The organism is Agrococcus jenensis (assembly GCF_003752465.1).
GTDB lineage: Bacteria > Actinomycetota > Actinomycetes > Actinomycetales > Microbacteriaceae > Agrococcus > Agrococcus jenensis.
The window spans coordinates 1,733,186-1,759,116 of the sequence record NZ_RKHJ01000001.1; the positions used below are offsets into that span (position 1 = coordinate 1,733,186).

The 25,931-nt window shown below is 71.6% G+C and carries 26 protein-coding genes and 1 pseudogene; 22 read left to right on the forward strand and 5 right to left on the reverse strand.

Going from position 1 to position 25,931, the window contains the following annotated elements:
* Positions 1-13: 13 nt before the first annotated feature.
* Positions 14-1,237: an exodeoxyribonuclease VII large subunit gene (gene xseA, locus EDD26_RS08540; RefSeq protein ID WP_123697329.1), complete on the reverse strand. Its 1,224-nt coding sequence runs from the start codon at positions 1,235-1,237 to the stop codon at positions 14-16.
* Positions 1,238-1,309: 72 nt separating this feature from the next.
* Between xseA and EDD26_RS08545 the strand changes: the two genes are divergently transcribed.
* Both EDD26_RS08545 and EDD26_RS08550 read left to right on the forward strand, forming a co-directional pair.
* Positions 1,310-2,332, forward strand: coding sequence for a 4-hydroxy-3-methylbut-2-enyl diphosphate reductase (locus EDD26_RS08545; RefSeq protein WP_123698504.1), 1,023 nt, complete (start codon positions 1,310-1,312; stop codon positions 2,330-2,332).
* Between the two features lie 61 nt (positions 2,333-2,393).
* Positions 2,394-2,891 (forward strand): hypothetical protein, encoded by a 498-nt coding sequence (locus tag EDD26_RS08550; protein WP_123697330.1) that lies wholly within the window; start codon positions 2,394-2,396, stop codon positions 2,889-2,891.
* A 98-nt stretch (positions 2,892-2,989) separates the two neighbouring features.
* Here EDD26_RS08550 and EDD26_RS14945 read toward each other — a convergent pair whose 3' ends face one another.
* Positions 2,990-3,325 (reverse strand): hypothetical protein, encoded by a 336-nt coding sequence (locus tag EDD26_RS14945; RefSeq protein WP_245989816.1) that lies wholly within the window; start codon positions 3,323-3,325, stop codon positions 2,990-2,992.
* Between the two features lie 156 nt (positions 3,326-3,481).
* Positions 3,482-3,610, reverse strand: a pseudogene (locus EDD26_RS15045) (TetR family transcriptional regulator); the annotation flags it as partial.
* Positions 3,611-3,663: 53 nt separating this feature from the next.
* Here EDD26_RS15045 and EDD26_RS08560 point away from each other — a divergent pair.
* Positions 3,664-4,542, forward strand: coding sequence for an SDR family NAD(P)-dependent oxidoreductase (locus tag EDD26_RS08560; protein ID WP_123697332.1), 879 nt, complete (start codon positions 3,664-3,666; stop codon positions 4,540-4,542).
* A gap of 90 nt (positions 4,543-4,632) precedes the next feature.
* Here the strand turns inward: EDD26_RS08560 and EDD26_RS08565 are convergent, their stop codons facing one another.
* Positions 4,633-5,541 carry a MurR/RpiR family transcriptional regulator gene (locus EDD26_RS08565; protein ID WP_123697333.1) on the reverse strand — a complete coding sequence of 303 codons (909 nt, stop codon included), beginning with the start codon at positions 5,539-5,541 and terminating at the stop codon, positions 4,633-4,635.
* 158 nt (positions 5,542-5,699) lie between these two features.
* Here EDD26_RS08565 and EDD26_RS08570 point away from each other — a divergent pair, with 158 nt between their 5' ends.
* The 3 genes from EDD26_RS08570 to EDD26_RS08580 are packed head-to-tail and all read left to right on the forward strand — an operon-like array spanning position 5,700 to position 8,739.
* Positions 5,700-7,058 carry an MFS transporter gene (locus tag EDD26_RS08570; protein ID WP_245989818.1) on the forward strand — a complete coding sequence of 453 codons (1,359 nt, stop codon included), beginning with the start codon at positions 5,700-5,702 and terminating at the stop codon, positions 7,056-7,058.
* Positions 7,055-7,522 carry a GAF domain-containing protein gene (locus EDD26_RS08575; RefSeq protein ID WP_123697335.1) on the forward strand — a complete coding sequence of 156 codons (468 nt, stop codon included), beginning with the start codon at positions 7,055-7,057 and terminating at the stop codon, positions 7,520-7,522. The genes EDD26_RS08570 and EDD26_RS08575 overlap by 4 nt, the downstream gene beginning before the upstream one ends.
* Entirely contained in the window at positions 7,519-8,739 is a 1,221-nt protein-coding gene (locus EDD26_RS08580; protein ID WP_123697336.1) for a metal-dependent hydrolase family protein, read from the forward strand. The genes EDD26_RS08575 and EDD26_RS08580 overlap by 4 nt, the downstream gene beginning before the upstream one ends.
* 87 nt (positions 8,740-8,826) lie before the next feature.
* On the opposite strand, the gene fbaA is transcribed toward EDD26_RS08580, so the two are convergent.
* A complete protein-coding gene (gene fbaA / locus EDD26_RS08585; protein ID WP_123697337.1) occupies positions 8,827-9,852 on the reverse strand; it encodes a class II fructose-bisphosphate aldolase in 1,026 nt (341 codons plus the stop codon).
* A 188-nt stretch (positions 9,853-10,040) separates the two neighbouring features.
* Between fbaA and EDD26_RS08590 the strand changes: the two genes are divergently transcribed.
* From EDD26_RS08590 to EDD26_RS08665, 16 genes are all read left to right on the forward strand, one after another.
* Positions 10,041-11,768 (forward strand): dihydroxyacetone kinase family protein, encoded by a 1,728-nt coding sequence (locus EDD26_RS08590; RefSeq protein WP_123697338.1) that lies wholly within the window; start codon positions 10,041-10,043, stop codon positions 11,766-11,768.
* A gap of 2 nt (positions 11,769-11,770) precedes the next feature.
* Positions 11,771-12,226 carry a ribose-5-phosphate isomerase gene (locus EDD26_RS08595; protein ID WP_123697339.1) on the forward strand — a complete coding sequence of 152 codons (456 nt, stop codon included), beginning with the start codon at positions 11,771-11,773 and terminating at the stop codon, positions 12,224-12,226.
* A 13-nt stretch (positions 12,227-12,239) separates the two neighbouring features.
* Positions 12,240-12,998 (forward strand): triose-phosphate isomerase family protein, encoded by a 759-nt coding sequence (locus tag EDD26_RS08600; protein ID WP_123697340.1) that lies wholly within the window; start codon positions 12,240-12,242, stop codon positions 12,996-12,998.
* On the forward strand, positions 12,995-13,708 hold the full coding sequence (locus EDD26_RS08605) for a GntR family transcriptional regulator (RefSeq protein WP_123697341.1): 714 nt from the start codon (positions 12,995-12,997) through the stop codon (positions 13,706-13,708). Before EDD26_RS08600 ends, EDD26_RS08605 begins: the two co-directional genes overlap by 4 nt.
* Positions 13,709-13,828: 120 nt before the next feature.
* Entirely contained in the window at positions 13,829-14,767 is a 939-nt protein-coding gene (locus tag EDD26_RS08610; RefSeq protein ID WP_123697342.1) for a sugar phosphate isomerase/epimerase family protein, read from the forward strand.
* 2 nt (positions 14,768-14,769) lie between these two features.
* The gene (locus EDD26_RS08615) at positions 14,770-15,723 is read left to right on the forward strand and encodes a 3-hydroxyacyl-CoA dehydrogenase family protein (protein WP_123697343.1); all 954 of its coding nucleotides are present in this window, start codon (positions 14,770-14,772) and stop codon (positions 15,721-15,723) included.
* Positions 15,724-15,746: 23 nt separating this feature from the next.
* Positions 15,747-16,517, forward strand: coding sequence for an SDR family NAD(P)-dependent oxidoreductase (locus EDD26_RS08620; protein ID WP_123697344.1), 771 nt, complete (start codon positions 15,747-15,749; stop codon positions 16,515-16,517).
* A 133-nt stretch (positions 16,518-16,650) separates the two neighbouring features.
* Positions 16,651-18,024, forward strand: coding sequence for an MFS transporter (locus EDD26_RS08625; protein WP_245989819.1), 1,374 nt, complete (start codon positions 16,651-16,653; stop codon positions 18,022-18,024).
* A 160-nt stretch (positions 18,025-18,184) separates the two neighbouring features.
* The gene (locus EDD26_RS08630) at positions 18,185-19,195 is read left to right on the forward strand and encodes a 4-hydroxythreonine-4-phosphate dehydrogenase PdxA (protein ID WP_123697345.1); all 1,011 of its coding nucleotides are present in this window, start codon (positions 18,185-18,187) and stop codon (positions 19,193-19,195) included.
* Positions 19,196-19,232: 37 nt separating this feature from the next.
* Complete coding sequence (locus EDD26_RS08635) at positions 19,233-20,198, forward strand: tripartite tricarboxylate transporter substrate binding protein (RefSeq protein ID WP_123697346.1); 966 nt, start codon at positions 19,233-19,235, stop codon at positions 20,196-20,198.
* Complete coding sequence (locus EDD26_RS08640) at positions 20,195-20,749, forward strand: tripartite tricarboxylate transporter TctB family protein (RefSeq protein WP_123697347.1); 555 nt, start codon at positions 20,195-20,197, stop codon at positions 20,747-20,749. Before EDD26_RS08635 ends, EDD26_RS08640 begins: the two co-directional genes overlap by 4 nt.
* Complete coding sequence (locus tag EDD26_RS08645; RefSeq protein WP_123697348.1) at positions 20,749-22,257, forward strand: tripartite tricarboxylate transporter permease; 1,509 nt, start codon at positions 20,749-20,751, stop codon at positions 22,255-22,257. The genes EDD26_RS08640 and EDD26_RS08645 overlap by 1 nt, the downstream gene beginning before the upstream one ends.
* Before the next feature lie 176 nt (positions 22,258-22,433).
* Positions 22,434-23,471, forward strand: a complete 1,038-nt coding sequence (gene glpX, locus EDD26_RS08650) for a class II fructose-bisphosphatase (protein ID WP_123697349.1) — start codon at positions 22,434-22,436, stop codon at positions 23,469-23,471.
* A gap of 106 nt (positions 23,472-23,577) precedes the next feature.
* On the forward strand, positions 23,578-24,780 hold the full coding sequence (locus EDD26_RS08655) for a heparan-alpha-glucosaminide N-acetyltransferase domain-containing protein (protein WP_170165591.1): 1,203 nt from the start codon (positions 23,578-23,580) through the stop codon (positions 24,778-24,780).
* A 72-nt stretch (positions 24,781-24,852) separates the two neighbouring features.
* On the forward strand, positions 24,853-25,200 hold the full coding sequence (locus EDD26_RS08660; protein ID WP_123697351.1) for an ArsR/SmtB family transcription factor: 348 nt from the start codon (positions 24,853-24,855) through the stop codon (positions 25,198-25,200).
* Positions 25,197-25,685 (forward strand): SRPBCC domain-containing protein, encoded by a 489-nt coding sequence (locus tag EDD26_RS08665; protein ID WP_123697352.1) that lies wholly within the window; start codon positions 25,197-25,199, stop codon positions 25,683-25,685. Before EDD26_RS08660 ends, EDD26_RS08665 begins: the two co-directional genes overlap by 4 nt.
* Positions 25,686-25,931 lie beyond the last annotated feature (246 nt).

A 25,931-nucleotide genomic window follows, 5' to 3' on the forward strand; every position in this document is an offset into this window, starting at 1 on the left:
GGGCATCGCCGTGTCAGCGCTCGGGATGCGCGGCGCGCACCTCGGCGTCGAGCGTGCCGCTCGCGAGCGTGACGAGCAGCTGGTCGCCCGCGGCGACGGATGCGGCGTCGCGCGCGACCGAGCCCGCGGCGGTCTGCACCACCGCGTAGCCCCGGTCGAGCGTGGACTGCGGGCTGAGCGCCCGCAGCGTCTGCCGCAGGTGGTCGAGCCGCTGGCCGCCGAGCTCGACGACGCGGCCCGCGAGCTCGTCGGCGCGCGCGGTGAGCCGCGCGAGGTCGTCGGCGCGCGCGTCGATCATCGACTCCGGCCGCGCGAGCGCCGGCCGGGTGCGGAGCGCCTCGAGCCGCTCGGCCTCGCGGGCGACGTGCTGCGTCACGCGGGCCCGCAGCTGCGCCCGCGCCTGCGCGATGCGCGAGAGCTCCTCGGCGACGTCCGGCACGATCCGCTTCGCCGCATCCGTCGGGGTGGAGGCGCGCAGGTCGGCGACGTCGTCGAGCAGCGGCCGGTCCGCCTCGTGCCCGATCGCCGAGACGATCGGCGTCGTGGCGGCCGCGACGGCGCGCAGCAGGCGCTCGTCGCTGAAGCCGAGCAGGTTCTGGAAGTCGCCGCCGCCGCGCGCGATCACGATCACCTCGACCTCGGGGTCGGCCTCGAGGCGCTCGAGCGCCGCGAGCACCGTGGGCACCGTCTGGTCGCCCTGGACCGCGGCGTGCTCGACCCGGAAGCGCACGCCAGGCCAGCGCAGCTGCGCGTTGCGCAGCACATCCTTCTCGGCGTCGGAGTCGCGGCCGGTGATGAGGCCGACGGTGCCGGGCAGGAAGGGGAGCGGCCGCTTGCGCGCGGCGTCGAACAGGCCCTCGGCCGCGAGCGACCGGCGGAGCGCCTCGAGCCGCGCGAGCAGGTCGCCGAGCCCGACGTGGCGGATCTGCGCCGTCACCATCGAGAGCGTGCCTGCGCGCGGCCAGTAGTCGGGCTTCACGAGCAGCACGGCCCGGTCGCCCTGGCGGAACTCTCCCTCGATGCGCGACAGCGTCGAGCTCCAGACGTTGAACGACACCGTCGAGTCGCTGGAGACGTCCTTGAGCTTGCCGAAGACGTTGCCGCGCGACGCCGACCACTGCGTGATCTCGCCCTCGACCCACAGGTAGCCGAGCCGGCCGATGTAGGACTTCAGCTCGCCGCCGAGGCGCTCGACGCTCCACGGCTCGTCAGGCGTGCCGGTGATCCGCTCGGCCATGCAGCTCCCGTCCTCCGCGGCGCCACGCACGGGCGCCTCATCGTCAGTCCAACGTAGACTGGGCAGGTGACGATCACGAACGGACGAGTCCCGCTCGACGCCCCGCGTCCCGCGCTCCGCCGGGGTCGGCTCCAGGACCGCCCCGTCGACGGCGGCAAGCACATCCTGCTCGCGACGCCGCGCGGCTACTGCGCGGGCGTCGACCGCGCGGTGCTCGCGGTCGAGAAGGCCATCGAGCAGTACGAGGGCCCCATCTACGTGCGCAAGGAGATCGTGCACAACAAGCACGTCGTCTCGACGCTCGAGTCGCAGGGCGCGATCTTCGTCGACGAGGTGGATGCGGTGCCCGAGGGTGCGCGCGTCATCTTCAGCGCCCACGGGGTGAGCCCCGCCGTCGTGCAGGCGGCCGCCGACCGCGGCCTCGACGCGATCGACGCGACGTGCCCGCTCGTGACGAAGGTGCACCGCGAGGCCGTCCGGTTCGCGCGCGACGACTTCGAGATCCTGCTCATCGGCCACGAGGGCCACGAGGAGGTCGAGGGCACGGCGGGCGAGGCGCCCGACCACGTCACGATCGTCAACAGCCCCGACGAGGCCGACACCGTGCAGGTGCAGGACCCCGACCGGCTCGTCTGGCTCAGCCAGACGACGCTCTCGGTCGACGAGACGATGGAGACCGTGCGCCGGCTGCGCGCCCGGTTCCCCAACCTGCAGGACCCGCCCAGCGACGACATCTGCTACGCCACGCAGAACCGGCAGGTCGCGATCAAGAAGGTCGCGCCCGACGCCGACCTCGTGATCATCGTCGGCAGCGCGAACTCCTCGAACTCGGTGCGACTCGTCGAGGTCGCCCTCGAGTACGGCGCGAAGGCCGCCTACCGGGTCGACTACTCGACCGAGATCCAGCAGGAGTGGCTCGAGGGCGTGCGCTCGATCGGCGTCTCGAGCGGCGCGAGCGTGCCAGAGGGCCTCGTGCGCGAGGTGCTCGCCGAGCTCGAGGACGCCGGCTACCGCGACATCACCGAGGTGCGGACGGCCGAGGAGGACCTCATCTTCTCGCTCCCCAAGGAGCTGCGCCCGAGCCGCAACCGCTGACGCGCCAGCGCGGAGCGGTCGTTCCTGGCACACTCCCAGCGGCCCTGGATACGCTCGCGGCATGACGGATCAGCAGCTTCGAGACGAGGACAGCACGCAGGCGACCGCGGCAGGCGCAGCCGGCGACGGCGGCGCGGGGATCGCCCCCGAGGGCACCGACGCGGTGCGCCAGGCGAGCGCGATCGACACCGACCAGGTCGACGACGACGAGGGCGCGCTCGGCGCCGTCTCGACGACCCCGGTGGACGACGGCGACGTCGCCGACCCCGATCAGTGGGCGGATCGCATGGCCGCCGGCGAGGACTTCGACGAGTCGATGGGCGACCCCGCGGACGACGATCGCGTGCTCGCGACCGACGAGCTCGACGAGATCGACGACGACGACGCGCCCGAGGGCGCCGAGGCGCACGACGAGGAGCACGAGGGCGACGACCCCGCCGACATCCCCGATGAGCACGGCGGCACGCAGTCGGGCATCGACAGCGACGACAACGGCGTGGACGACACCGTGCTCCCCGAGGGCACCGACAGCATCGTCGACGACACCGACTGGGAGTGATCGCTCAACGTCGCCAGTGGTCGCGCGACGCGCAGAGCGCCTCGTCCGACCACTGGCGACGTTGAGAGCGCTGGCCTGACCTCGCGCGGAGGCTCGAGTCAGGCGCCTCGCTCCGTCACTGGGTCGAGAGCCTCGCCGAGCTGTTGCAGGGCCAGCGGCATGAGCATCCGCACCGCCGCGTCGACGACTTCGTCCACCCGGTGCGGAGGCAGCCGGCCGGCGCACGCCATCGCGCTGATGCCCTCCGTCGTCGCCGCGAGCAAGAACGGCAGCGGGCCGAGCGCCTCTGGGTCCTGCTTGCCGAGGAGCTCCGATCCCAGCGCGAAGAACCGCTCCGCCGAGGACTGCGCCGACGGGCCACGCTCGGGTCGCTCGCCGCCTGCGGACGCGAACATGAGTCGCATCAGGGCAGCGTGGCGCTGCGCGAACCGCACGTGGCCGCGGACGTAGGCGGTGAAGCGCGCTTCGAAGTCCTCGGGGCCTCGAGCGGCCTCAAGCTGCGCCCGCAGCTCGTCGAAGCCGCTCGCGGCGATCGCGTCGAGGAGCGCGTCTCGATCCGCGAAGTGGCGCAAGGGGGCACCGTGACTGACGCCGACGCGTCGGGCGAGCTCCCGCACGGTGACTGCCTGCGGTCCCTGCTCCTCGAGGAGCGCACGACCTTCCCGGACGAGCTCCTCTCGGAGCGACCCATGGTGGTAGGAACGCGCCTGCTGAGCCATGCGCTCAGGGTAGACGGTTGACACGCGTGTAGACAGTGTCTACATTCGGCCTCATGAACATCTCCGGCTCCGGCCACGCTCTGGCCGACGCGACCGTCATCATCACCGGCAGCTCGAGCGGCATCGGCCGGGCGACGGCGGTCGCGCTCGCCACGTCGGGGGCGCGCATCGTCCTCGCGGTCCGCGACGCCGAGAAGGGGCGTGTCGTCGCCTCGTCGCTCCCCGGCATCCCGGGCACCCACCGCGTGCGCACGCTCGACCTCGCTCGGCTGGAGTCGGTGGAGGCGTTCGTGAGCGGCATCGATGAGCCGGTCGCGGTGCTCATCAACAACGCCGGAGTCGAGTCGAAGGACCTGCAGCGGACCGCGGATGGGCACGAGCTCCAGTTCGGGACGAATCACCTGGGGCACTTCCTGCTGACGACGCTGCTGCTGCGCCAGATCACCGACCGGGTCGTGTCTGTGGCCTCGCAGGCTGAGCGCATGGGCCGGCTCGATCTCGCCGACCTCGACTGGCGCAGACGCCCGTACCGAGGTGGCCAGGCCTACGCCGACTCGAAGCTCGCCAACCTGCTCTTCACCGCCGAGCTGGACCGGCGACTGCGCGCGTCGGGGTCCTCCGTGCGCGCACTCGCGGCGCATCCGGGACTCGTCAGGACCGCGATCTACGACCGGCCCGCCGGGCAGCGCCCGAACCTCTGGGACCGGCTCGTCCCGGTCCTCGGCCAGTCGGCCGACGAGGGGGCGCTGCCGTCCCTGCTCGCCGCAACCGGCGATGTGCCCGGCGGCGCCTTCGTCGGGCCCGAGCGCATGCTGCACATGCGCGGCGGCGCCCAGCTCATCGGCCGATCGAGGCGGGCCGAGGATCCGGTGCTCGCGGCGGAGCTGTGGGCGGCCTCCGAGCAGATGACGGCAGCGGTCCCACGCGAGTGAGCGTCGCCACGCGGCTCGGACGCCCGTCCCGCAGCAGCGCAGTCGTCGCCGTTCCCTCGTGGTCGCGCTCGCTGCGGCGGCCCGATCCCGTCAGTCGGAGCGGGGGTCGATGAGCAGGCCGACCTCCGCCCAGAGCCGCTCCGTCTCGCTGATCTGGCGGCGGGTGCGCTCGGGATCGAGGCGCGCGAGCGTCGCCATGATGCCCTGCTGCACCGCCATCGGCACGGTGAGCGAGGCGAAGAACGAGGAGCCCTCGGCGGGGATGAGCACCGCCTCGTCGACGACCTCCGCGAGCTGCGACGGCAGGTAGTCGGCGATCGCGACGATCCGCGCGCCGCGGTCGTGCGCCGCCACCGCGGCGCCGACGACCGTGCGGTAGTGGCGCCAGTAGCTGCAGACGACGAGCACGTCGCCGGGCCCGAGCGTCGCGACGGTGTTCGTGAGCAGCGCGTCCCGGTCGAGCAGCGCCTGGGTCGGGTAGCCGGCGATCAGCAGGTTGTGGCTCAGGGCGAGCCCGACCGCGGCGAAGCTGCCCATCGCGGTGACGTGGATGCGCGTGGCCCCGTGCAGGAGCTCTGCGACCCGTGCGATGGTGCGGTCGTCGAGCGAGGCGATGGTCTCGGCGAGCGAGACGGCGTCGCGCCGCAGCGAGCCCTGGAACGGCGGATCGGTCACGCTGTGGATCTCGGCGACGTCGGCCATCGTGAGCTGCGCGAGGTACCGCGCGCGCAGCTCGTGCTGCAGGTGCGGCCATCCCTCGAAGCCGAGCTGCTGGGCGAGCCGCGTGATGCTCGAGACGCTCACGCCCACGGCGTCCGCCACATCCGCGGCCTTCGCGAAGCCCGCCTCGCCGACGTTCACGAGCAGGTAGTTGACGACCTTCTGCGCCGACGCGCCGATCTTCGCCTGCGGCAGCCGTGACCGGAGCCAGGCATCCGGGGTCAGCGGCTCGCGGTCGTCGCGGTCGTGGTGCGGCGCCGAGGCCGGCTGGGTCTCCATGAGGCTCGATTCTGTCGGACGCGGTCGAGGGCCATGCTTGCAAAGGCTCTTGCATGTTGCGCGACTCTGCAATTACTGTTGCACCACTTGCGCTGGACCGCCAGTGCGCCGACGAAGGAGTCCTCGTGTCCCTGAGCGCCAGACTCGACCGCCTGCCGATGAGTCGACCACACTTCGCCCTGCTCCTCATCGGCGGTCTGGGCTACACCTTCGACGGCATGGACAGCGCGATCGTCGCCTTCCTCATGCCGAGCGTCCGCGAGGTCTTCTCGCTCGAGGCGACGCAGCTCGGCATGGTCGGCTCCGCCTCGCCCTTCGGCTTCCTGTTCGGGGCGCTGCTCGCCGGTTACCTCGGCGACAAGATCGGCCGCAAGAAGGTCATGATGTGGGCGCTCGCGCTCTACGCGGTCGCATCGCTGGCGGCCGCCGTGTCGTGGAGCTTCGAGAGCTTCCTCACCTTCCGCATCATCGCCGGAGCCGGCGCGGGGGCCGAGAGCGCGATCATCGCGCCCTTCCTCGCGGAGTTCGTGCCGAAGCACCGGCGCGGGTGGTTCATCGGCGCGCTCGCCGGCTTCTTCTCGTTCGGCTTCGTGGCCGCCGCGCTCATCGGCCGCTTCGTGGTGCCGGAGATCGACGAGGGCTGGCGGTGGGCGCAGGTCATCACGTTCATCCCGATCGTCATGCTGCTGTGGTGGCGGCGGGCGCTGCCGGAGTCGCCGCGATTCCTCGTGAGCGAGGGCAAGCACGACGAGGCGGAGCGGGTGGTCGCGACCTTCGAGGATCGCGTGCGCCGCGCGACCGGCGCCGAGCTGCCACCCGTCGACCCGAACGCCGCCGAGGAGGAGGCGCCGACGAAGTTCGGGTTCGCGAAGGCCGTGCGCTACCTGTGGAGCCGGGCCATGTGGCGGGTGACCGCGACGACGTGGCTCATCTGGTTCGTCATCACCTTCTCGTACTACGGGTTCTTCACCTGGATCCCGACGCTGCTCGTCGACAAGGGCATCGACGTCACGACGAGCTTCACCTACTCGCTCTACATCTACCTCGCACAGATCCCCGGCTACTTCAGCGCCGCGTGGCTCAACGAGAAGCTCGACCGCAAGTTCACGATCGCCCTCTACCTCGTCGGCTCCGCGGGCTCCGCGTTCTTCATGAGCCAGGCGGAGGACCCGGTGCTCGTCACGATCGCGGGCATCATGCTGTCGTTCTTCCTCAACGGCACCTACGCGGGCGTCTACGCCTACACGCCCGAGGTGTTCCCGACCTGGCTGCGCGCCACGGGCGTCGGCATGAGCTCGTCGTTCGGCCGCATCGGCTCGATCTCGGCGCCGCTCATCATCGGCACGTTCGCCGCGCAGTGGGGCTTCATCGGCGTCTTCGGGCTCACGACCGCCGTGCTGGCGGTCGGCGTGGTCTGCACGCTGCTGTTCGCCGAGCGCACCGCCGGCCGATCGCTCGAGGACATCACCGGCGCGGTCGCCATCCGCCAGGCCGCGAAGGAGGCGAAGCGCTCATGACCGACCCCGCGATCGGCTGGTCCGAGCTGCACCGTCGCATCGAGCACGAGGTGGGCGTCATCCTCTTCACCGTGCTCGCGTTCACGCGCGGCGGCACCCGGATGGAGCGCATCTACTCGTCGCACCCGGCGGAGTACCCCGTCGGCGGGTGGAAGGACGTCGCCACGGAGGTGAGTCCGGCGTGGATCGCCATCTCGCGCGACTCCGCCTCGACGTTCCTGGCGGCGACGCCGGCCGAGCTCGAGACGATCTTCGCCGACCACGGGCTGATCGCCTCGCTCGGCGTCGGCTCGATCCTGAACGTGCCGCTGCGGCGAGCGGACGGGTCCAACTGGGGGACCGTCAACCTGTGCGGCGCCGAGGGCACCTACACGCCGGAGCGCGTCGCGCTCGCGGAGCGGATCATCGACGAGCTGGCGCCGCCGGAACCCGTCACCACCGACAGCGAAGGAGCACCCGCATGACCGCCGACCTCATCGTCCGCGACGCCACCTGGCTCGACGTCGCCGCAGGCACGTACCGCGAGGGCGACCTCACGATCCGCGACGGCCGCTTCGTCGACGTCGACGAGCGACCGGCGCGCGGCGACGTGCGGGAGGTGGACGCCGGGGGCCGCTTCGTGCTGCCGGGCCTCATCGACTGCCACGTGCACGTGACGGCGCACACCGCGGCGCTCGGGAGCCTCGGCGCCGAGTCGCCCAACTACGTCGCGATGCAGGCGTCGCGGCTCATGGGTGACATGCTCGACCGCGGCTTCACGACCGTGCGCGACGTCGCGGGCGCCGACTTCGGCTTGCACGACGCGCAGCGGGAGGGCCTGCTGCGCGGGCCCCGCCTCTTCTTCGGCGGCAAGGCGCTGTCGCAGACGGGTGGGCACGCGGACCCGCGCGAGCGAGGGGAGTCGCACGTGCAGGGCGACTACACGTGCTCGCACATCGGCCGCATCGCCGACGGCGTGGATGCCGTGCGGCACGCCGCGCGCGACGAGCTGCGGAAGGGCGCCCACCACGTGAAGATCATGGCCGGTGGCGGCGTCGCATCGCCGACCGACCGCATCGACTCGACCCAGTACTCGCTCGAGGAGATCGCGGCGGTCGTGGAGGAGGCCGAGGCGGCCAACCGCTACGTGACGGCGCACGCGTACACCGGCCGCTCCATCAACCGAGCGCTCCGGGCGGGCGTCCGCGGCATCGAGCACGGCAACCTGCTCGACGACGAGTCGATCGAGCTGCTGCTCGAGCACGACGCGTTCCTCACGATGAACCTGGTGACCTACCACTCGCTCAAGGAGGAGGGCCGCGAGTTCGGGCTCTCGCAGGAGAACTGGGAGAAGGTCGACGCGGTGCTCACGGGCGGCATGGAGGCGCTCGAGAAGGCCCACCGCGGCGGCGTCAACCTCTGCTACGGCAGCGACCTGCTGGGCGGCATGCAGCGGCACCAGGCGCAGGAGTTCGCGGTGCGCGCCGACGTCGTCCCGACGCTCGACACCATCCGCAGCGCGACAACGACGGCCGCGCGGCTGCTGCAGCGCGAGGGCGAGCTGGGCGTCATCGCCCCTGGCGCGCACGGCGACCTCGTGATCCTCGACCGCGACCCGCTCGAGGACGTCGCCGCGCTCGCGGACGGCCGACCCGAGGTCGTGGTGCAGGGCGGCGCCGTCGTCATCGACCGCCGCTCCTAGCCGCTGTCTTCTCAGCGTCGCCGGTGGTCACGCGTCGCGCAGAGCGCCTCGTGCGACCACCGGCGACGTTGAGAATCCGTGGGGGTGCTACTTGCCGGACCAGCCGGCCGAGCCGAGCTGCTGCGTGGCCGAGACGACGCGGGCGGCCATCGCCGACTCCGCCGCCTTGCCCCAGGCGCGAGGGTCGTAGGCCTTCTTGTTGCCCACCTCGCCGTCGACCTTCAGCACGCCGTCGTAGCCCGAGAACATCGAGCCCGCGACCGAGCGCGTGTACGCGTACTGCGTGTCGGTGTCGATGTTCATCTTGATGACGCCGTTGCGCACCGCCTCGGCGATCTCCTCGTCGGTCGAGCCGGAGCCGCCGTGGAAGACGAGGTCGAGCGGCTTGGCATCGGTGCCGTACTTCGACGCGATGCCCGCCTGGATCTCGCCGAGCAGCTCTGGGCGCAGCTGGACGTTGCCCGGCTTGTAGACGCCGTGCACGTTGCCGAAGGTGAGCGCCGCCATGTAGCGGCCCTGCTCGCCGAGGCCGAGCGCCTCGACCGTCGCGATCGCGTCGTCGAGGGTCGTGTAGAGCTGGTCGTTGATCTCGTGGCTGACGCCGTCCTCCTCGCCGCCGACGACGCCGATCTCGACCTCGAGCACCTGGCCGAGCGCGTGCGTGCGGGGGAGGATCTGCTTCGCGATCTCGAGGTTCTCCTCGAGCGGCACCGACGAGCCGTCCCACATGTGCGACTGGAAGAGCGGCGCGCGGCCCGCACGGACCTCCTCCTCGCTCGCGTCGAGCAGCGGGAAGACGAACCCGTCGAGGGCGTCCTTCGGGCAGTGGTCGGTGTGCAGCGCCACCGTGATCGGGTAGGCCTTCGCGACCTCCGTCACGAAGCGGGCGAAGGCGATCGCGCCGCCCGCGCGGTTCTTGACGCTCTGGCCGGCGAAGAAGTCGGCGCCGCCGGTCGTGACCTGGATGATGCCGTCCGAGCCCGCCTCGGTGAGGCCCTGGAGCACGGCGTTGATCGTCGACGACGACGACACGTTGATGGCGGGGTAGGCGAAGGCGTGCTGCTTGGCCTTGTCGAGCATGGCTGCGTACTGCTCGGTGGTCGCGACGGGCATCCTTGGACTCCTGACTCGTCTGGTCGCGGGCCCGGGTGCCGGGCCGCGCGGGATCGGCATCAGTCTAGGTCGGGGGAGGTGCGAGTCCGAGGGCGGATGCGCGCGAGCGGGGTGACAGCGAACCCAACTTCCTATAGGATTTCCCGGAGTGCCCGCCCCGCATGGGGTTCCTATATGAGGAGAGCGCAATGACGCGGCTGTTCAACGATCCGTCCCAGTTCGCCGACGAGATGATCGAGGGCTTCGCTGCAGCAGCCTCGCGCTGGGTGCAGGCCGCCCCGGGCGGCGTGGTCCGCTCGACGAAGGCCGAGGAGCCCACCGTCGCGCTCGTGATCGGCGGCGGCAGCGGCCACTACCCGGCCTTCGGCGGCCTCGTCGGCCCCGGGCTCGCGCACGGCGCCGCGATGGGCAACCTCTTCGCCTCGCCGTCGGCCCAGCAGGTCTACGCGATCGCCAAGCAGGCCGACCAGGGCCTCGGCGTGCTGCTGAGCTACGGCAAGTACGCGGGCGACGTGCTGCACTTCGACCAGGCGCAGGAGCGCCTGCGCGCCGAGGGCATCGACGTGCGCACGGTCACCGTCACCGACGACATCTGGAGCGCGCCCAAGGACCGGCTCGACGAGCGCCGCGGCATCGCGGGCGACCTCGCCGTCTTCAAGGTCGCGGGCGCCGCGGCCCAGGCGGGCTACGACATCGACGGTGTCGAGCGCGTCGCCCAGACCGCGAACGCGCGCACGCGCTCGTTCGGCGTCGCGTTCTCGGGCTGCACCCTGCCCGGCGCGACCGAGCCGCTCTTCTCGGTGCCCGAGGGCAAGATGGCCGTCGGCCTCGGCATCCACGGCGAGCCCGGCATCGACGAGGTCGACGTGCCGACCGCCGACGAGCTCGCCGAGCTCTTCGTCGAGAAGCTGCTCGACGAGGTGCCCGAGGGCGTCGAGGTCGAGGGCTCGCGCGTCGTGCCGCTGCTCAACGGCCTCGGCAGCGTGAAGTACGAGGAGATGTTCGTCGTCTACCGCCGGGTGCACGCGCTGCTCGAGGGGCGCGGGCTCACGATCGTCGAGCCCGAGGTGGGCGAGCTCTGCACGAGCTTCGACATGGCGGGCGTCTCGCTCACGCTCCTGTGGCTCGACGACGAGCTCGAGCGCCTGTGGTCGGCCCCCGCCGACAGCGCCGGGTTCCGCAAGGGCTCCGTCGCGCCGCAGCAGCAGGCCGACGCGGTCGAGGCGATCATCGCCACCCACGACGTGCCCGAGTCGACCGCCGAGTCGCGCGACGCCGCGCACCTCATCGCGGCTTCGCTCGCGGCGGTCGCCGACGCGATCGACGAGGCGGCCGAGGAGCTCGGCCACATGGACTCCGTCGCCGGCGACGGCGACCACGGCATCGGCATGCAGCGCGGCTCGCGCGCGGGCAGCGACGCGGCGACCGCGGCGTTCCGCGCCGGCGCCGGCGCGAAGACCACCCTCACGTGGGCGGCTGACGCGTGGAGCGACCGCGCGGGCGGCACCTCCGGCGCGATCTGGGGCGAGATGCTCCGCACCCTCGGCGAGCACGTGGGCGACGACCGCCACGTCACCTCCCAGACGGTCGCCGACGGCATCGTCGCCGCGAAGGACGCCGTGATGGCGTTCGGCAAGGCGAAGGTCGGCGACAAGACGATGGTCGACGCGATCGTGCCGTTCTCCGACGACCTCTCCCGCCGCATCGCCGACGGCCAGCGCCTGCGCGACGCGTGGGGGCACTCCGCCGGCGTCGCCGACGAGGCCGCCCAGGAGACCGCGGCGCTCGCCGCGACGCTCGGGCGCGCGAAGTCGCACGGCGACAAGTCGATCGGCACGCCCGACCCGGGCGCCGTGTCGTTCGCGCTCATCTGCAGCACCATCTACGACGTCCTCACCACAGACAGGGAGCAGTGACCATGGCGATTCGCCTGATCGTCGGCAGCGACAAGGCCGGCTTCGACTACAAGGAGATCCTCAAGCGCGACATGGAGGCGCACGAGCTCGTCGAGTCCGTCGTCGACGTGGGCGTCGACGACGCCGACGGCGCCACCTCCTACCCGAAGGTCGCGATCGAGGCCGCCGAGCGCATCGCGCGCGGCGAGGCCGACAGGGCGCTGCTCGTGTGCGGCACCGGCCTCGGCGTCGCGATCGCGGCGAACAAGGTCACGGGCATCCGCGCCGTCACCGCGCACGACTCGTTCTCGGTCGAGCGCGCGGTGCTCTCGAACGACGCGCAGGTGCTCTGCATGGGCCAGCGCGTGGTCGGCATCGAGCTCGCCCGCCGCCTCGCCAAGGAGTGGCTGACGTACACCTTCGACCCGTCGAGCCACTCGCAGGCGAACGTCGACGACATCTGCGCGTACGAGGGCTGATCGCTTGTCCGGGATGCTGATCGGCTCGAGCCTGAAGATGTACTTCGGGCGCGCGCGCACGCTCGAGTGGACGCGCGCCGTCGCGGCCATCTGCGCCGAGCACCCCGCGGTGCAGGGCGGTGTCGTCGAGCCGTTCGTCATCCCCACCTTCCCGTCCATCCCCGAGGTCGTCGCGATCGCGTCGGATGCGCGGATGCTCGTGGGCGCGCAGGACCTGCACTGGGAGGACTCCGGCGCCTTCACCGGCGAGGTGTCGGCACCCGAGCTCGCGGAGCACGGCGTCTCGCTCGCCGAGATCGGCCACGCCGAGCGCCGCGCGATGTTCGGCGAGAGCGACGCCACCGTCGCGCTCAAGGTCGCGGCCGCGCTCCGCAACGGCATCGCCCCGGTGCTGTGCATCGGCGAGACCGACGAGGGCGCGCCTGCCGCGGCGGCCGCCGCGTGCATCCGGCAGCTCGAGGCGTCGCTCGCGCTTGCCCGGGAGGCGGACGCGATCGGCCGGCTCGTCGTCGCCTACGAGCCGGTGTGGGCGATCGGCGCCCCGCGACCGGCGGGGGACGACCACATCCGAGCGGTCGCGAGCGCGCTGCGCGAGCACCTCGCCGACGACCAGCTCGACGCGCAGGTCATCTACGGCGGCAGCGCCGGCCCCGGGCTGCTGCCGCGCATCGCCGACAGTGTCGACGGCATGTTCCTCGGCCGCTTCGTGCACGACCCGGCGGCGTTCGGCACCATCCTCGACGAGGCGCTCGCGCTGCGGGGCGCGCGATGACCGCGCAGCTGCCCCTGCGGGTGGGCGACCTCGAGCGGCGCGGCCTGCGCGACCGCGTCTACGAGCTCATCCTCGAGATGCTGCTCGAGGGCGACGTCGAGCCCGGCTCGCGGCTGTCGATCGACTCGCTCGCGAAGCAGCTCGACGTCTCGCCCACGCCGGTGCGGGAGGCGATGGTGCAGCTCGAGCGCACCGGCCTCGTCACCCGCGAGGCGCTCAAGGGCTACCGGGTGGCACCGCCGCTCGGGCGGGAGCAGCTCTCGGAGCTCTTCGACGCCCGCCTCATGCTCGAGCTCGAGGCCACGCGCCTCGCCGCCCCGCGCGCGCAGGCGGTGCTCGACGAGCTGCGCCTCGCGCACCGGCTGCACCAGGAGTGCGCGGACCGCGTCGTCGAGGCGATGGAGCGCGACGCCGACGTGCCCGTGCGGACGACGCAGGACTACTTCGAGGCCGACAGCGCGTTCCACCGGGCGATCTTCGCCGCCGCGGGCAACCGCTACCTCGTCGGCATGCACGAGGACCTCGGCGCCATGACCCACCGGCTCCGGCAGGCGGTGCTGCGAGGCACGAGCGACGTGCGCGAGGCGCACAGCGAGCACGAGCGCGTGCTCGAGGCGCTCGAGCGCGGCGACGCCGAGGCGGCGACCGCCGCGATGCGTGCGCACATCGAGGGCGTGCGCCTGCGCTCCGTGCGCGACGAGTCGGCGTAGGGGAGCGGCGGCCGGCCCAGCGCCCACGCGACGGGGTTGCGCGCAGAGCGTTATCAGATTACCTTTCCTATAGGATCTTTTCGAGGCCGAGCGGCCCACCGATGCAACGGAGCAGACGAGATGGCAGACCAGCACGCATTCACCGCAGAGACCTGGCCCATCGCCACGTGCCTGCACGGCATCCCGCCCGTGTCGCGCGACGGCGTCGCGCTCCACGACGCGACCCCTGAGGTCTGGGACGCGGCGTTCGCGCAGGTCGCGGACGTCGGCTTCTCGCTCGCGGAGCTCGCCGACAGCCACATCCGCCCCGCCGACCTCGAGCCCAGCCGCAAGGACGAGCTCTTCTCGATCCTGGACGCGCACGGCATCCGGTTCCCCTCGGTGCACCTGCAGCGCCAGAGCGTCATCATGCCCGGTCACGAGGAGCGCAACCTCGCGTACGCGCACCGCACGATCGACGCGGCAGCCGAGTGGGGCATGGAGGTCTTCTCGACCGGCCTGCACGAGCCGTTCAGCGACGCGCAGCGCAAGGCGCTGTGGTTCTGGACCGCGCAGGGCCCCGTGAACGACCCGGACGACCCCGAGCTGTGGGCGGCCGCCGTCTCGCGCCTCCGCGAGCTCGGCACGCACGCCGCCGAGGTGGGCCTCAAGATGTCGCTCGAGATGTACGAGGACACCTTCCTCGGCACCGCCGACTCGGCCGTGCGCCTCGTCGAGGAGATCGGGCTCGACAACGTCGGCCTCAACCCCGACATCGCCAACCTCATCCGCCTCCACCGGCCGATCGAGGACTGGCGCGAGATGCACGCGAAGACGCTGCCCTACGCGAACTACTGGCACGTCAAGAACTACACGCGCGACGAGGCCGCCGACGGCTCGTGGGCCACGAGCGTCCCGAGCTCCATGGAGGCCGGCCTCATCAACTACCGCCAGGTCGTGCGCGACGCGCTCGAGCTCGGCTTCGACGGCATCTTCCTCATGGAGCACTACGGGGGCGACAGCCTCGGCAACTGCTCCACCAACCAGCGCTACCTGCGCTCGCTCCTCCCGAAGGGCTGAACATGACCACGAAGACCATCGCCGTCGTCGGATCCGGCTACATGGGCGGCGGCATCGCCCAGGTGCTCGCGCTCGCCGGCTACGACGTGCAGATCGCCGACATCAGCGCCGAGATCGCGCAGCAGAACCGCGCGCGCCTGCTCGAGGAGGCGGCGCAGTTCGCCGCCGACGGCCTCTTCCCGGCCGACGCCGTCGAGCGCATCGAGGCCAAGCTGACCGCCGCGGAGTCGATCGAGTCGGCCGTCGCCGACGCCGACTTCATCGAGGAGGCCGTGCCCGAGAAGATCGAGATCAAGCACGCGACGCTCGCGCGCATCTCGGCCGCCGCTCGGCCCGACGCCATCATCGGCTCGAACACCTCGACGATCCTCATCGGCTCGCTCGCCGAGGCCGTCGAGCACCCCGAGCGCTTCCTCGGCGTGCACTTCTCGAACCCGGCGCCCTTCATCCCGGGCGTCGAGCTCATCGCCCACGCGGGCACCGACGAGTCGGTGCTGCCCGTGGTCGAGGAGATCGTCGCAGCGACCGGCAAGGAGACGGCCCGCGTCGGCGACGCGACCGGCTTCGTGCTCAACCGGCTGCAGTACGCCCTCTTCCACGAGGCCACCCAGCTCGTGGAGGAGGGCGTCGCGACGCCCGACGACATCGACACGATCGTGCGCACGACCTTCGGCTTCCGCCTGCCGGTCTTCGGGCCGTTCGCGATCGCCGACATGGCGGGCCTCGACGTGTACGCGTTCTGCTACGCATCGCTGCAGACGCGCTGGCCCGAGCGCTTCGCGACGCCGGACTCCCTCAAGGAGCTCGTCGACGCCGGCAAGTTCGGCACGAAGACCGGCGCCGGCTACCTCGACGTGCCCGCCGAGCGCACCGCCGAGCTGGTGGCTTACCGCAACAAGGCGTACGTGGCCATCAAGCAGCTCATGGACGAGCTCGGCCCGGCCCCCATCCACTGATCCGCGAGAGGCATCCGCACACCATGGCAACCGCTTTCCCCGAGTCCAAGACCGTCGTGCTGACCGGCGCGGCCTCCCCGCGCGGCATCGGCCGCGCATCCGCCCACCACCTGGCCGAGCTCGGCTGGAACGTCGGCATCATCGACCTCGACGCGGACGCGGCCAAGGCCGTCGCCGCCGAGATCGCCGAGCAGCACGGCGTGCAGGCCGCGGGCGCCGGCGCGAACGTCGCGGACGAGGCGCAGGTGCGCGCCGCCTTCGACGAGCTCGAGGCGGCGCTGCCGCAGGTCGTCGCGCTCGTCAACCTCGCGGGCGTCTCGAGCCCGGTGCCGTACCTCGAGGTCACGGCCGACGAGTGGAACCGCGTCATGGGCATCAACATGAACGGCGTGCACTACGCGACGCGGCGCGCCGTCGAGTCGATGGTGCAGCACGGCGTCGGCCGCGTCGTGAGCCTGTCGTCGGTCTCGGCGCAGCGCGGCGGCGGCACCTTCTCGAAGACCGTCTACTCGGCGGCCAAGGCCGGCGTGATCGGCTTCACCCGCTCGGTCGCCCGCGAGCTCGGCCCGCAGGGCGTGACGGTCAACGCCATCTCGCCCGGCCCGATCGACACCGACATCATGGGCGGCACCCTCACCGAGGAGCGCAAGGCGGCCATGGCGGCCGACGGCGTGCTCCCGCGCATCGGCACGCCGCGCGACATCGCGGCGGCCATCGCCTACCTGATCTCCGAGGACGCCGGATTCGTGACGGGGCAGACCCTGAACGTCGACGGCGGCCTCTACATGCACTGAGCCATGCGGCACTGGTCGAAGTCCCGCATCCTGTTCCTCGCCCTCGGCATCGTGCTCGTCGGTGTGGGACTGTGGCTCCTGCTCCCATCCATCCTCTGACGAACCACCCAACCCGCACTCAAAGGAGAGTTCTGTGTCCGACACGGCTCTGAGCGCGAAGTCCCCGGCGAACCCCGCCCTCGACTCCGCCATCAAGAAGGCCGCCAAGCATCTGATGCCGATGCTGGTGATCCTGTACTTCGTCGCCTTCCTCGACCGCACGAACGTCGGCTTCGCGGAGGACGCGCTGCAGATGGATCGCGGCATCTCGGCGGGCGCCTTCGCGCTCGGCGCGGGCATCTTCTTCATCGGCTACGCGATCTTCGAGATCCCGTCGAACCTGCTGCTCAAGAAGTTCGGCGCCCGCTTCTGGCTCGCGCGCATCGCGATCACGTGGGGCATCGTCGCCGCCGCGTTCGCGTTCGTGACGGACGACACGTCGTTCATCGTCCTGCGCTTCCTGCTGGGCGTCACCGAGGCCGGCCTCTTCCCGGGTGTCATCCTCTTCCTCTCCGAGTGGTTCCCGAACAAGCACCGCGTGCAGATGTTCGCGATCTTCTACCTCGCGCAGCCGTTCTCGCAGATGCTCGGCGCGCCGCTCTCCGGTGGCCTCATCAGCTTCGGCGAGACGCTGACGCCGTGGGCAGGCTGGCAGGTCATGTTCTTCGTCGAGGGCATGATGGCCGTCGTCGCGGGCATCGCCGCGATCTTCCTGCTCATCAACGGTCCGCAGGACGCCAAGTGGCTGAACGCGGACGAGAAGCGCGCGCTCATCGACGTGATGGCCAAGGAGGACACGGTCCGCGAGTCCGACGGCCCGACGGGCATCTGGCGCGCGATGGGCAACTGGAAGGTGTGGTACTTCACCATCATCTACTTCTGCCTGCAGATCGCGGTCTACGGCACGACGTTCTACCTGCCGCAGCAGGTCTCGAACCTCATCGGCCAGGAGGTCGGCTGGCAGGTCGGCCTCGTCGCAGCCATCCCGTGGCTCGTCGGCCTCTTCGCGTGCTACTTCTTCGGCAAGGCCGCGAACACGATCGTCCGCCGCCGCAACTGGGGCACGGCGTTCTACATCATCACCGGTGTCTCGATCCTCGCCTCGGCGTGGGCGGGCGCGAACGGCCAGCCGATCCTCGGCATCCTGTTCATCACCATCGCGGTGGCGAGCTTCCTCTCGGTGGGACCGATCACGTGGTCGTACCCGACGGCGTTCCTCACCGGCACGGCGGCGGCGGCGGGCATCGGCCTCATCAACTCGCTCGGCAACCTCGGCGGCTTCGTCGCGCCGCTCATGCGCACGGGCATCAACGAGGCCGTGCCGACCGACTCCGGCGCCTGGGGCGTCGTCTCGCTCGGCGTCTTCGCCTTCCTCGCGGCGGCGATGCTCTTCGGCACGAAGTTCTTCAGCGCCAAGGCCGACTCGCTGCTCGAGGAGGACGCCGAGACGGTGGCCCCCGGCCACTGATCGCGTCGCGCACGCACCCCTGGACGGGGCTGGGAGCTCGCTCCCGGCCCCGTCCTCGTCGTTACCGGATCGATGCAGAGCGAAGTGTGGATCCTCGCTGCTATTTCCTATAGGATTCTCAGAACGCCACCGATCGGCGCCCTGGACACGACGGAGTGACATGACGCAGCAGACCTCGCGACCCCGCATCGCGCTCACCTTCGGCGACCCGGCCGGTGTCGGCCCGGAGCTCGTCGCACGCCAGCTCGCGCAGGCGTCGACGACCGAGGCCGCCGACATCCTGCTCATCGGCGACGAGCAGGAGCTCACGGACGCGATGGCGGATGCCGGCGTCGAGTTCTCCTGGACGCGCGAGGCCGGCACCGGCGTGCCGCAGCTCATCGACAACGGCGGCGAGCGCCCCGAGGGCGGCTTCGTGCGCCAGCAGGCCACCCGCGAGGGCGGGCAGTGGGCGATGGCGAGCCTCCGCACGGCGCTCGAGCTGTCGAAGGCCGGCGAGGTCGACGCCATCGTCTTCGCCCCGCTCAACAAGTCGTCGCTCCACCTCGCGGGCATGCAGGAGAACGACGAGATGTCGTGGTTCGAGACCGTGCTCGACGACGGCACCGCCGCGACCGAGCTCAACGTGCTCCCCGAGCTGGTCACGGCGCGCGTGACGAGCCACTGCTCGCTCGCCGAGGTCGCCGGCCTCATCGACTTCGACCTCGTCGTCGAGCGCGGCGAGCTGCTCGAGCGCGTGCTGCGCGCCCGCGGCATCGAGGCGCCGCGCATCGGCGTCTGCGCGCTCAACCCGCACGCGGGGGAGTCGGGCAAGTTCGGCCGCGAGGAGATCGACATCATCGCCCCCGCCATCGAGGAGCTGCGCTCGCGCGGCGTCGACGCGAGCGGGCCCTTCCCGAGCGACACGATCTTCCTCAAGGCCCGCGACGGCGCCTTCGACGGCGTGCTGACGATGTACCACGACCAGGGCCAGATCGCCGTGAAGCTGCTCGGCTTCGACCGCGGCGTGACGATGGCCGGCGGCCTCAGCGTCGCGGTCACCACGCCCGCCCACGGCACGGCCTTCGACGTCGTCGGCCAGCGCGTCGCCTCCACCGGCGCCTACGAGCACGCCTTCAGCACCGCCGTCGGCGTCGGTGCGCAGCGCCGCGCGGCGCGCGAGCTCGCCTAGACCTCTCCCTCCCACCACCCACAGCAAGGAACCGACAATGAAGTCACGCACCACCACGGCCCTCATCGGCGCCGTCGCCGTCGCAGCCCTCGCCGGCTGCTCCAGCACCTCGGGCGCGCCCGCCGCAGACGGCGCGTTCGAGCCGCAGGACGTCCGCATGATCGTCCCGTTCTCGGCGGGCGGCGGCTCCGACGCCTCCGGCCGCGCGATCGCCTCGGGCCTCGAGACCGCGAGCGGCGCGACCGTCACGGTCGAGAACCGCGAGGGCGGCTCCGGCGCCGTCGGCTACTCGCACCTGTTCGCGCAGGAGGGCAACCCGAACTACCTGCTCGCCTCGGAGACCACGCTGCTGTCGCTGCCGCTCACGACGGAGGTCGACTACAACTACGAGTCGTTCACCCCGATCATGAAGCTCGGCGACGACTACACGCTCGTCGTCGTGCCGGCCGACAGCCCGTTCGAGACCTGCACCGACGTCGTCGACGCGGCCAAGTCCGACGGCGTGGTCGTCGCGGTCTCGGGCGCGATCAGCCTCGACGAGATCGTCTTCTCGCTCATCGAGCAGGACCAGGACGTCACCTTCGACCGCGTGCCCTACGAGAGCGGCAGCGAGGTCATCGCCGGCCTGCTCGGCGGCACCGTCCAGGTCGGCTCGCTCAACCCGGGCGAGGTGCTCGGCCAGCTCGAGTCCGGCGACCTGCGCGCGCTGTGCTCGCTCTCCGAGGAGCGCTACGAGTACGAGCAGATCGCCGAGGTCCCCACGGCGATCGAGCAGGGCATCGACGTGGCCTTCGCCCAGTGGCGCGGCTTCATCGCTCCGGGCGGCATCAGCGACGAGGCGCGCGACTACTGGATCGCCGCTGCGGAGGAGTACGCAGCGAGCGAGGAGTACACGACCTACATCGAGGAGAACCTCATGCAGCCGAACGCCATCTACGGCGACGAGTTCGTCGAGTACCTCGGCCAGAACTCGGCCGACCTCGAAGCGGCGCTGGCAGAGTGACGCTCTCGCCCAGGATCGTCAGGGCCGCGTTCAGCGCGGCCCTGGCGCTCCTGGGCCTCGCTGCAGCCATCGGCGGATGGGGCTACGGCGTCGCCCAGGAGAACGGACAGATCGGCCCGGGGTTCCTGCCCGTCGCGCTCGGCATCATCATCGTCGTGCTCGCGGGCGTGGACACCGCCTCCATCCTGCTGCGGCGCGAGCCGGCCCACCCGGCGGAGCAGCTCACGGGCGTCGAGGCGGAGGCTGACGCCGCCGCGATCGACACGGTCGAGGAGTCGCCGGACATCGACGCGCTCGGCCGCACGCAACGCCAGCGCAACCGCATGCTCGTCGTCGTCGGCGGCATGCTGCTCGGCGCGCTGCTGCTCGTGCCCGTGCTCGGCCTGCTCATCTCGCTCGGCGTGCTCATGCTCACCATCGCGATCGTCGTCGAGCGACGGCCGATCATCTCGTCGATCATCGTCAGCGTCGTCGCCGTCGGGATCGTCCACCTCATCTTCGGGGTGCTGCTCAACGTGCCCCTGCCCACCGGGCTGATCGGACTCATCTGATGCTCGACAACCTCATCCTGGGCTTCCAGACCGCCCTCACGCTCGAGAACGTGCTCTGGTGCGCGGTCGGCGTCGTGCTCGGCACCGTCATCGGCCTGCTGCCGGGCCTCGGCTCGACCACCGGCGTCGCCGTGCTGCTGCCGCTCACCTTCGTCATGGAGCCCGTCACGGCGCTCATCATGCTCGCCGGCATCTACTACGGCGCGCAGTACGGCGGCACGATCACCTCGGTGCTCATCTCGACGCCCGGTGAGGCCGCGAGCGTCGTCACGACGCTCGACGGCTACCAGATGGCGAAGCGGGGGAGGGCGGGTGCCGCGCTGGCGATCAGCGCGATCGGCTCGTTCATCGCCGCGATCATCTCGCTCGCGCTGCTCATGGCGCTCGCGCCACCGCTCGCGAGCATCGCGCTGGAGTTCCAGCCGGTCGAGATGTTCGCGATCATGATCCTCGGCCTCGTGATCGTCGTCACGTTCCAGGGCGGCGCGCTCGTGCGCGGCGGGCTCATGGCGGCGCTCGGCCTGCTCGTCGCCACCGTCGGCATCTTCCCCGGCACCGGCAGCACCCAGCGCTTCACGTTCGACAACGTCAACCTGCTCTCGGGCATCCCCTTCGTCGAGGTGATGATCGGCATCTTCGCGCTCGGCGAGGTGCTGTACCAGATCCGCGTCGGGGCGGCGAAGCCCATCCGTGCCCGCTTCAAGGACATGGTGATCAAGCGCAAGGACATCACCGACTCCATGCCGGCGATCCTGCGCGGCTCGGGCATCGGCTTCCTGCTCGGCATGCTGCCGGGCGCCGGATCGACCCTCGCGTCGTTCATGTCCTACGGCATCGAGCGCCGCGTCAGCAAGAACAAGGCGAACTTCGGCAAGGGCGCGATCGAGGGCGTCGCGAGCCCGGAGAGCGCGAACAACGCGGCCGCGAACGCCAACTTCGTGCCGACCCTCGCGCTCGGCATCCCCGGCGGCGCGACCACGGCCGTGCTGCTCGGAGCGTTCACGATCTTCGGCATCCAGCCGGGCCCGCAGCTGTTCGAGACGCAGCCCGAGCTCGTCTGGGGACTGCTCGTCTCGTTCTTCATCGGCAACGTGCTGCTGCTCGTGCTCAACCTGCCGCTCGCGCCGGTGTTCGCGCAGATGCTGCGGATCCCGTACGGCTACCTGTACCCGATCATCCTGCTGACGTCGCTCGTCGGTGCGTACTCGGTGGGCAACAACATGTTCAGCGTGTGGCTCGTGCTCATCTTCGGCGTGCTCGGCTACCTCATGAAGGAGCTCGACCTGCCGCTCGCGCCGTTCGTGCTCGGCCTCGTGCTCGGCCCGCTCTTCGAGAAGGCGCTCGTGCAGACGAGCGCGATCGGCCAGGGCGACCTCGGCGTCGTCTTCCAGAGCCCCATCGCCGTCGGCGTGCTGCTGCTCGCCGTCGTGATGGTGCTGCTGCCGAGGCTCGTCGGACTGGCCCGCGGCGCGCTCCGCCGCCGCAAGGAGCAGGCACTCGTCGGCTGACGGCGAGCAAGACCTGCATCCGCTGCCGGTGAGGAGCGGATGCGTGGACGAAGGCCGGATCGGGACCCGCGACACCCCGATCCGGCCTTTCGCGTCGGCGAAGGAACCGCGGGACTTTCGGCGCCCGGGTGGCGGGTCCGGCGCATCCCCTCACTACGCTCGAAGCAGGCTCACCGATGGAGGACACCGTGGCACCCGTGGCGCAGCAGCTCGACTCGCAGAAGGCCCCCGTCTTCGACAACCCCGACCGCAACCTCGCGATGGAACTCGTCCGCGCGACGGAGGCCGCGGCCATCCGTGCGGTGCCGTTCATCGGCCGCGGCGACAAGAACGCCGCCGACGGTGCGGCGGTGGATGCGATGCGCACGTTCCTCGCGACCGTCGCGTTCGACGGCGTCATCGTCATCGGCGAGGGCGAGAAGGACGAGGCGCCCATGCTGTTCAACGGCGAGCACGTCGGCAACGGCCGCGGCCCGTCCTGCGACATCGCCGTCGACCCGATCGACGGCACCTCGCTCACCGCCGCCGGTCGGCAGAACGCGCTCAGCGTCATCGCCGTCGCCGACCGCGGCACGATGTACGACCCGGTGGACGCGTTCTACATGGACAAGCTCGTCGCCGGGCCGGAGGCGATCGGCGTCATCTCGCTCGAGCAGTCGATCGGCGACAACATCCGCGAGCTGGCGAAGGCGAAGCGCCGCGACGTCGAGGAGATCGTCGTCGCCGTGCTCGACCGCCCGCGGCACGCCGAGCTCATCGAGGAGATCCGCGCGGCAGGCGCAGGCACGCGCCTCATGCGCGACGGCGACGTGGCCGGCGGCATCAACGCATCCCGCTGGGAGAGCCGCATCGACATGTGCGCCGGCGCGGGCGGCACGCCCGAGGGCGTCATCACCGCCTGCGCGATCAAGGCGCTCGGCGGCTTCATGGAGGGGCGCCTGTCGCCGCAGAGCGACGAGGAGCACCGCAAGGTCATCGCCGCGGGCCACGACCTCACCCGCGTGCTCGCGCTCGACGACCTCGTGTCGAGCGACAACACCTACTTCGTCGCCACGGGCGTCACCGACGGCCAGCTGCTCGACGGCGTGCGCCGCAAGGGTCCGCTGATCCGCACCGAGTCGCTCGTGCTGCGCTCCAAGACCGGCACGGCCCGCCGCGTCATCGCCGAGCACCGCGCCGAGAAGTGGCTCGAGAAGGACTCGCACCGCGACTGACCCCCCGGTCCGCCGAACTTCCCTCTCCTGCGGGTTCTGCGCCGCGCAACCCGCCGTTCGGGGAAGCTCGACGGTTCCGGAGGCGGCGATGCGCGACCATGGACGGGTGAGCGGCTCCGCACGGTGGGTGGGCATCGACCTCGCGCGGCTCGTCGCCGTGGCCGGGATGATGGCCTCGCACACGCTCGCCTTCTCGGAGCCCGAGCCAGGGCCCGGCGTCGTCGCGCTCATCGACGGGCCGCCCTCGACCCTGTTCGCCGTGCTCGGCGGGGTCAGCGTCGCGCTCGCCGCGCGATCGCGGCTCCGGGTCGGGCAGCGGGCGGCGGCGGTGCGCGCGACCATCGCGCGCGGCCTCGTCGTGCTCGTGCTCGGGCTGCTGCTCGCGCCGATCGCCTCGGCCGTCTACGTCGTGCTCGCGCCGTTCGGGCTCGCGATCATGGCGGCATCCGCGTTCCTGCTGCTGCCGACCTGGGCCGTCGCCGCCGTCGCGCTCGTGCTGGCGGGCTCGGCCGGCTGGCTCGTCGCCGTCGCGCGCGATCGGCTCGGCGTGCTCCCGGAGACGAGCTCGATCGTGACGCTCGTGGCGGACCCGCGCGGGACGCTGCAGGACATCGCGCTCACCGGCGTCTACCCCGCGCTCGTCTGGCTGGTCTACCTGCTCATCGGGATGCTCGTCGCGCGGGCACTGGCCACGGCGCGGTCCCGCGGCAGGGAGCGCCCGGCGCTCCTCACGCTCGCGGGCGTCGGCGCCGCCCTCGTCGCGCTCGGCGTCGTCGCGAGCGAGCTCGGGCTGCGGCTCATCGGGGCGCGGTACCCGGGCGGGCCGGAGCTCGCTCGCGACGACCTGCTCGCGAACGGGTACGGCGCGGTCCCGGGCGTCGAGCCCGTCTGGCAGCTGCTCGCAGCGCCGCACACGGGCACGCCCGCCGACATCGCGCGCACCGTCGGCATCGCGCTCCTGGTGATCGCGCTGCTCTCGCTGCTCGCGTCAGCGCTGCCACAGGGCTCGGCTCGCGCGATCGAGCCGCTGCGCGCTGCCGGCGCGGCGCCGCTCTCGATCTACGTCGTGCACGTCACCCTGCTCTCGGCGCTCGTGCCGCTCGCACAGGGGCCGGCAGGCTGGCTCGCCGCGGGCTGGGTCGCGTGGGCGCTGCAGGTCGGCATCGCGATCGCGCTGGGAGCGGTGCTCGCGAGCGCCGGCGCGCGCGGGCCGCTCGAGACGGTCGTCGGCCGATGCGCGGACGCCGCAGCAGGCAGGGCGCGGGAGGCGCCGCCGTCAGCACCGATCGGCTCCGACGCGCGGGGTTGACATCCGCGACGGCGTCGGCGTACATTGCCAACTAGTTATAGAACCAAGAGGTGATGGACAGAGGTGATGGACATGGAGCTCGGGCTCGACGACGAGGCGCTCGACCGCATCTTCGCCGCGCTCTCCGACCGCACGCGCCGCCGCATCCTGCTGCGGCTGCGGTCGGGCCCCGCGACCGTCACCGAGCTCACCGCGCTCGCCGGGCTCAGCCAGCCGGCCGTCTCGAAGCACTGCAAGGTGCTCGAGGAGGCCGGGCTGATCCGCGCGGAGCGCGACGCGCAGCGCATCCACCGGATCATCGAGCTCGCGCCGCTCATCCGCGCTGCCGTCTTCGTCTCGCAGTTCGAAGTGGAGGTCGACGCCCGACTCGACCGCCTCGAGGCGCACCTCACGTCGGGGACCCAGAAGGAGCCATCATGAAGACCCAGTTCAGCATGCCCGACGACACCTCGATCGCCTACGAGCGCACCTTCACCGCGCCGGCGTCCGAGGTCTGGCGGGCCTACACCGAACCCGAGATCGTCCGCACGTGGCTGCTCGGGCCCGACCCCGAGACCGAGTTCCCGGTGTGCGAGATGGACATGCGCACCGGCGGCACGTTCCGCTGGGTGTGGGTCGACGCACAGGGTGAGCTCGAGATCCACGGCGACATCCTCGAAGCGGACGAGCCGCACCGCCTCGTCAGCACCGAGCACATGGGCGGGTCCGCGATGGGCGGCATGGAGCTCCCGCCCACGAACAACGTCGTCACCTTCGTCGAGGCGGATGGCGTGACCACGATGCGCACGGTCATCACCTACGCGTCGAAGGAGATGCGCGACGGCGCCTACGCGAGCGGCATGGCTGAGGGCATCGACGCCGGCTTCGACCGGCTCGACGACCGGTGGTCGGAGCTCGCCCGCTGACGTCACGCAGCCGGTGGACCCGTTCCTGGCTCGTGGACCCGAGATCAGGGGTCCGCGAGCCGGGATCGGGTCCCTCTCGCTGTTGCGGCTAGCGGGCCGCGCCCGCCGCGCCGCCCGGTGGCGCTGCCCGCGAGGGGTGGGCCAGCAGCCGCACCGCTCGCGGGCGCGCCCACCCGTCGCGAGCCCGGCCACCTGTCGCGGGGCTGCGCGCCGCCGGGATGGTCACGATCCGGTCACAGTGGCGGC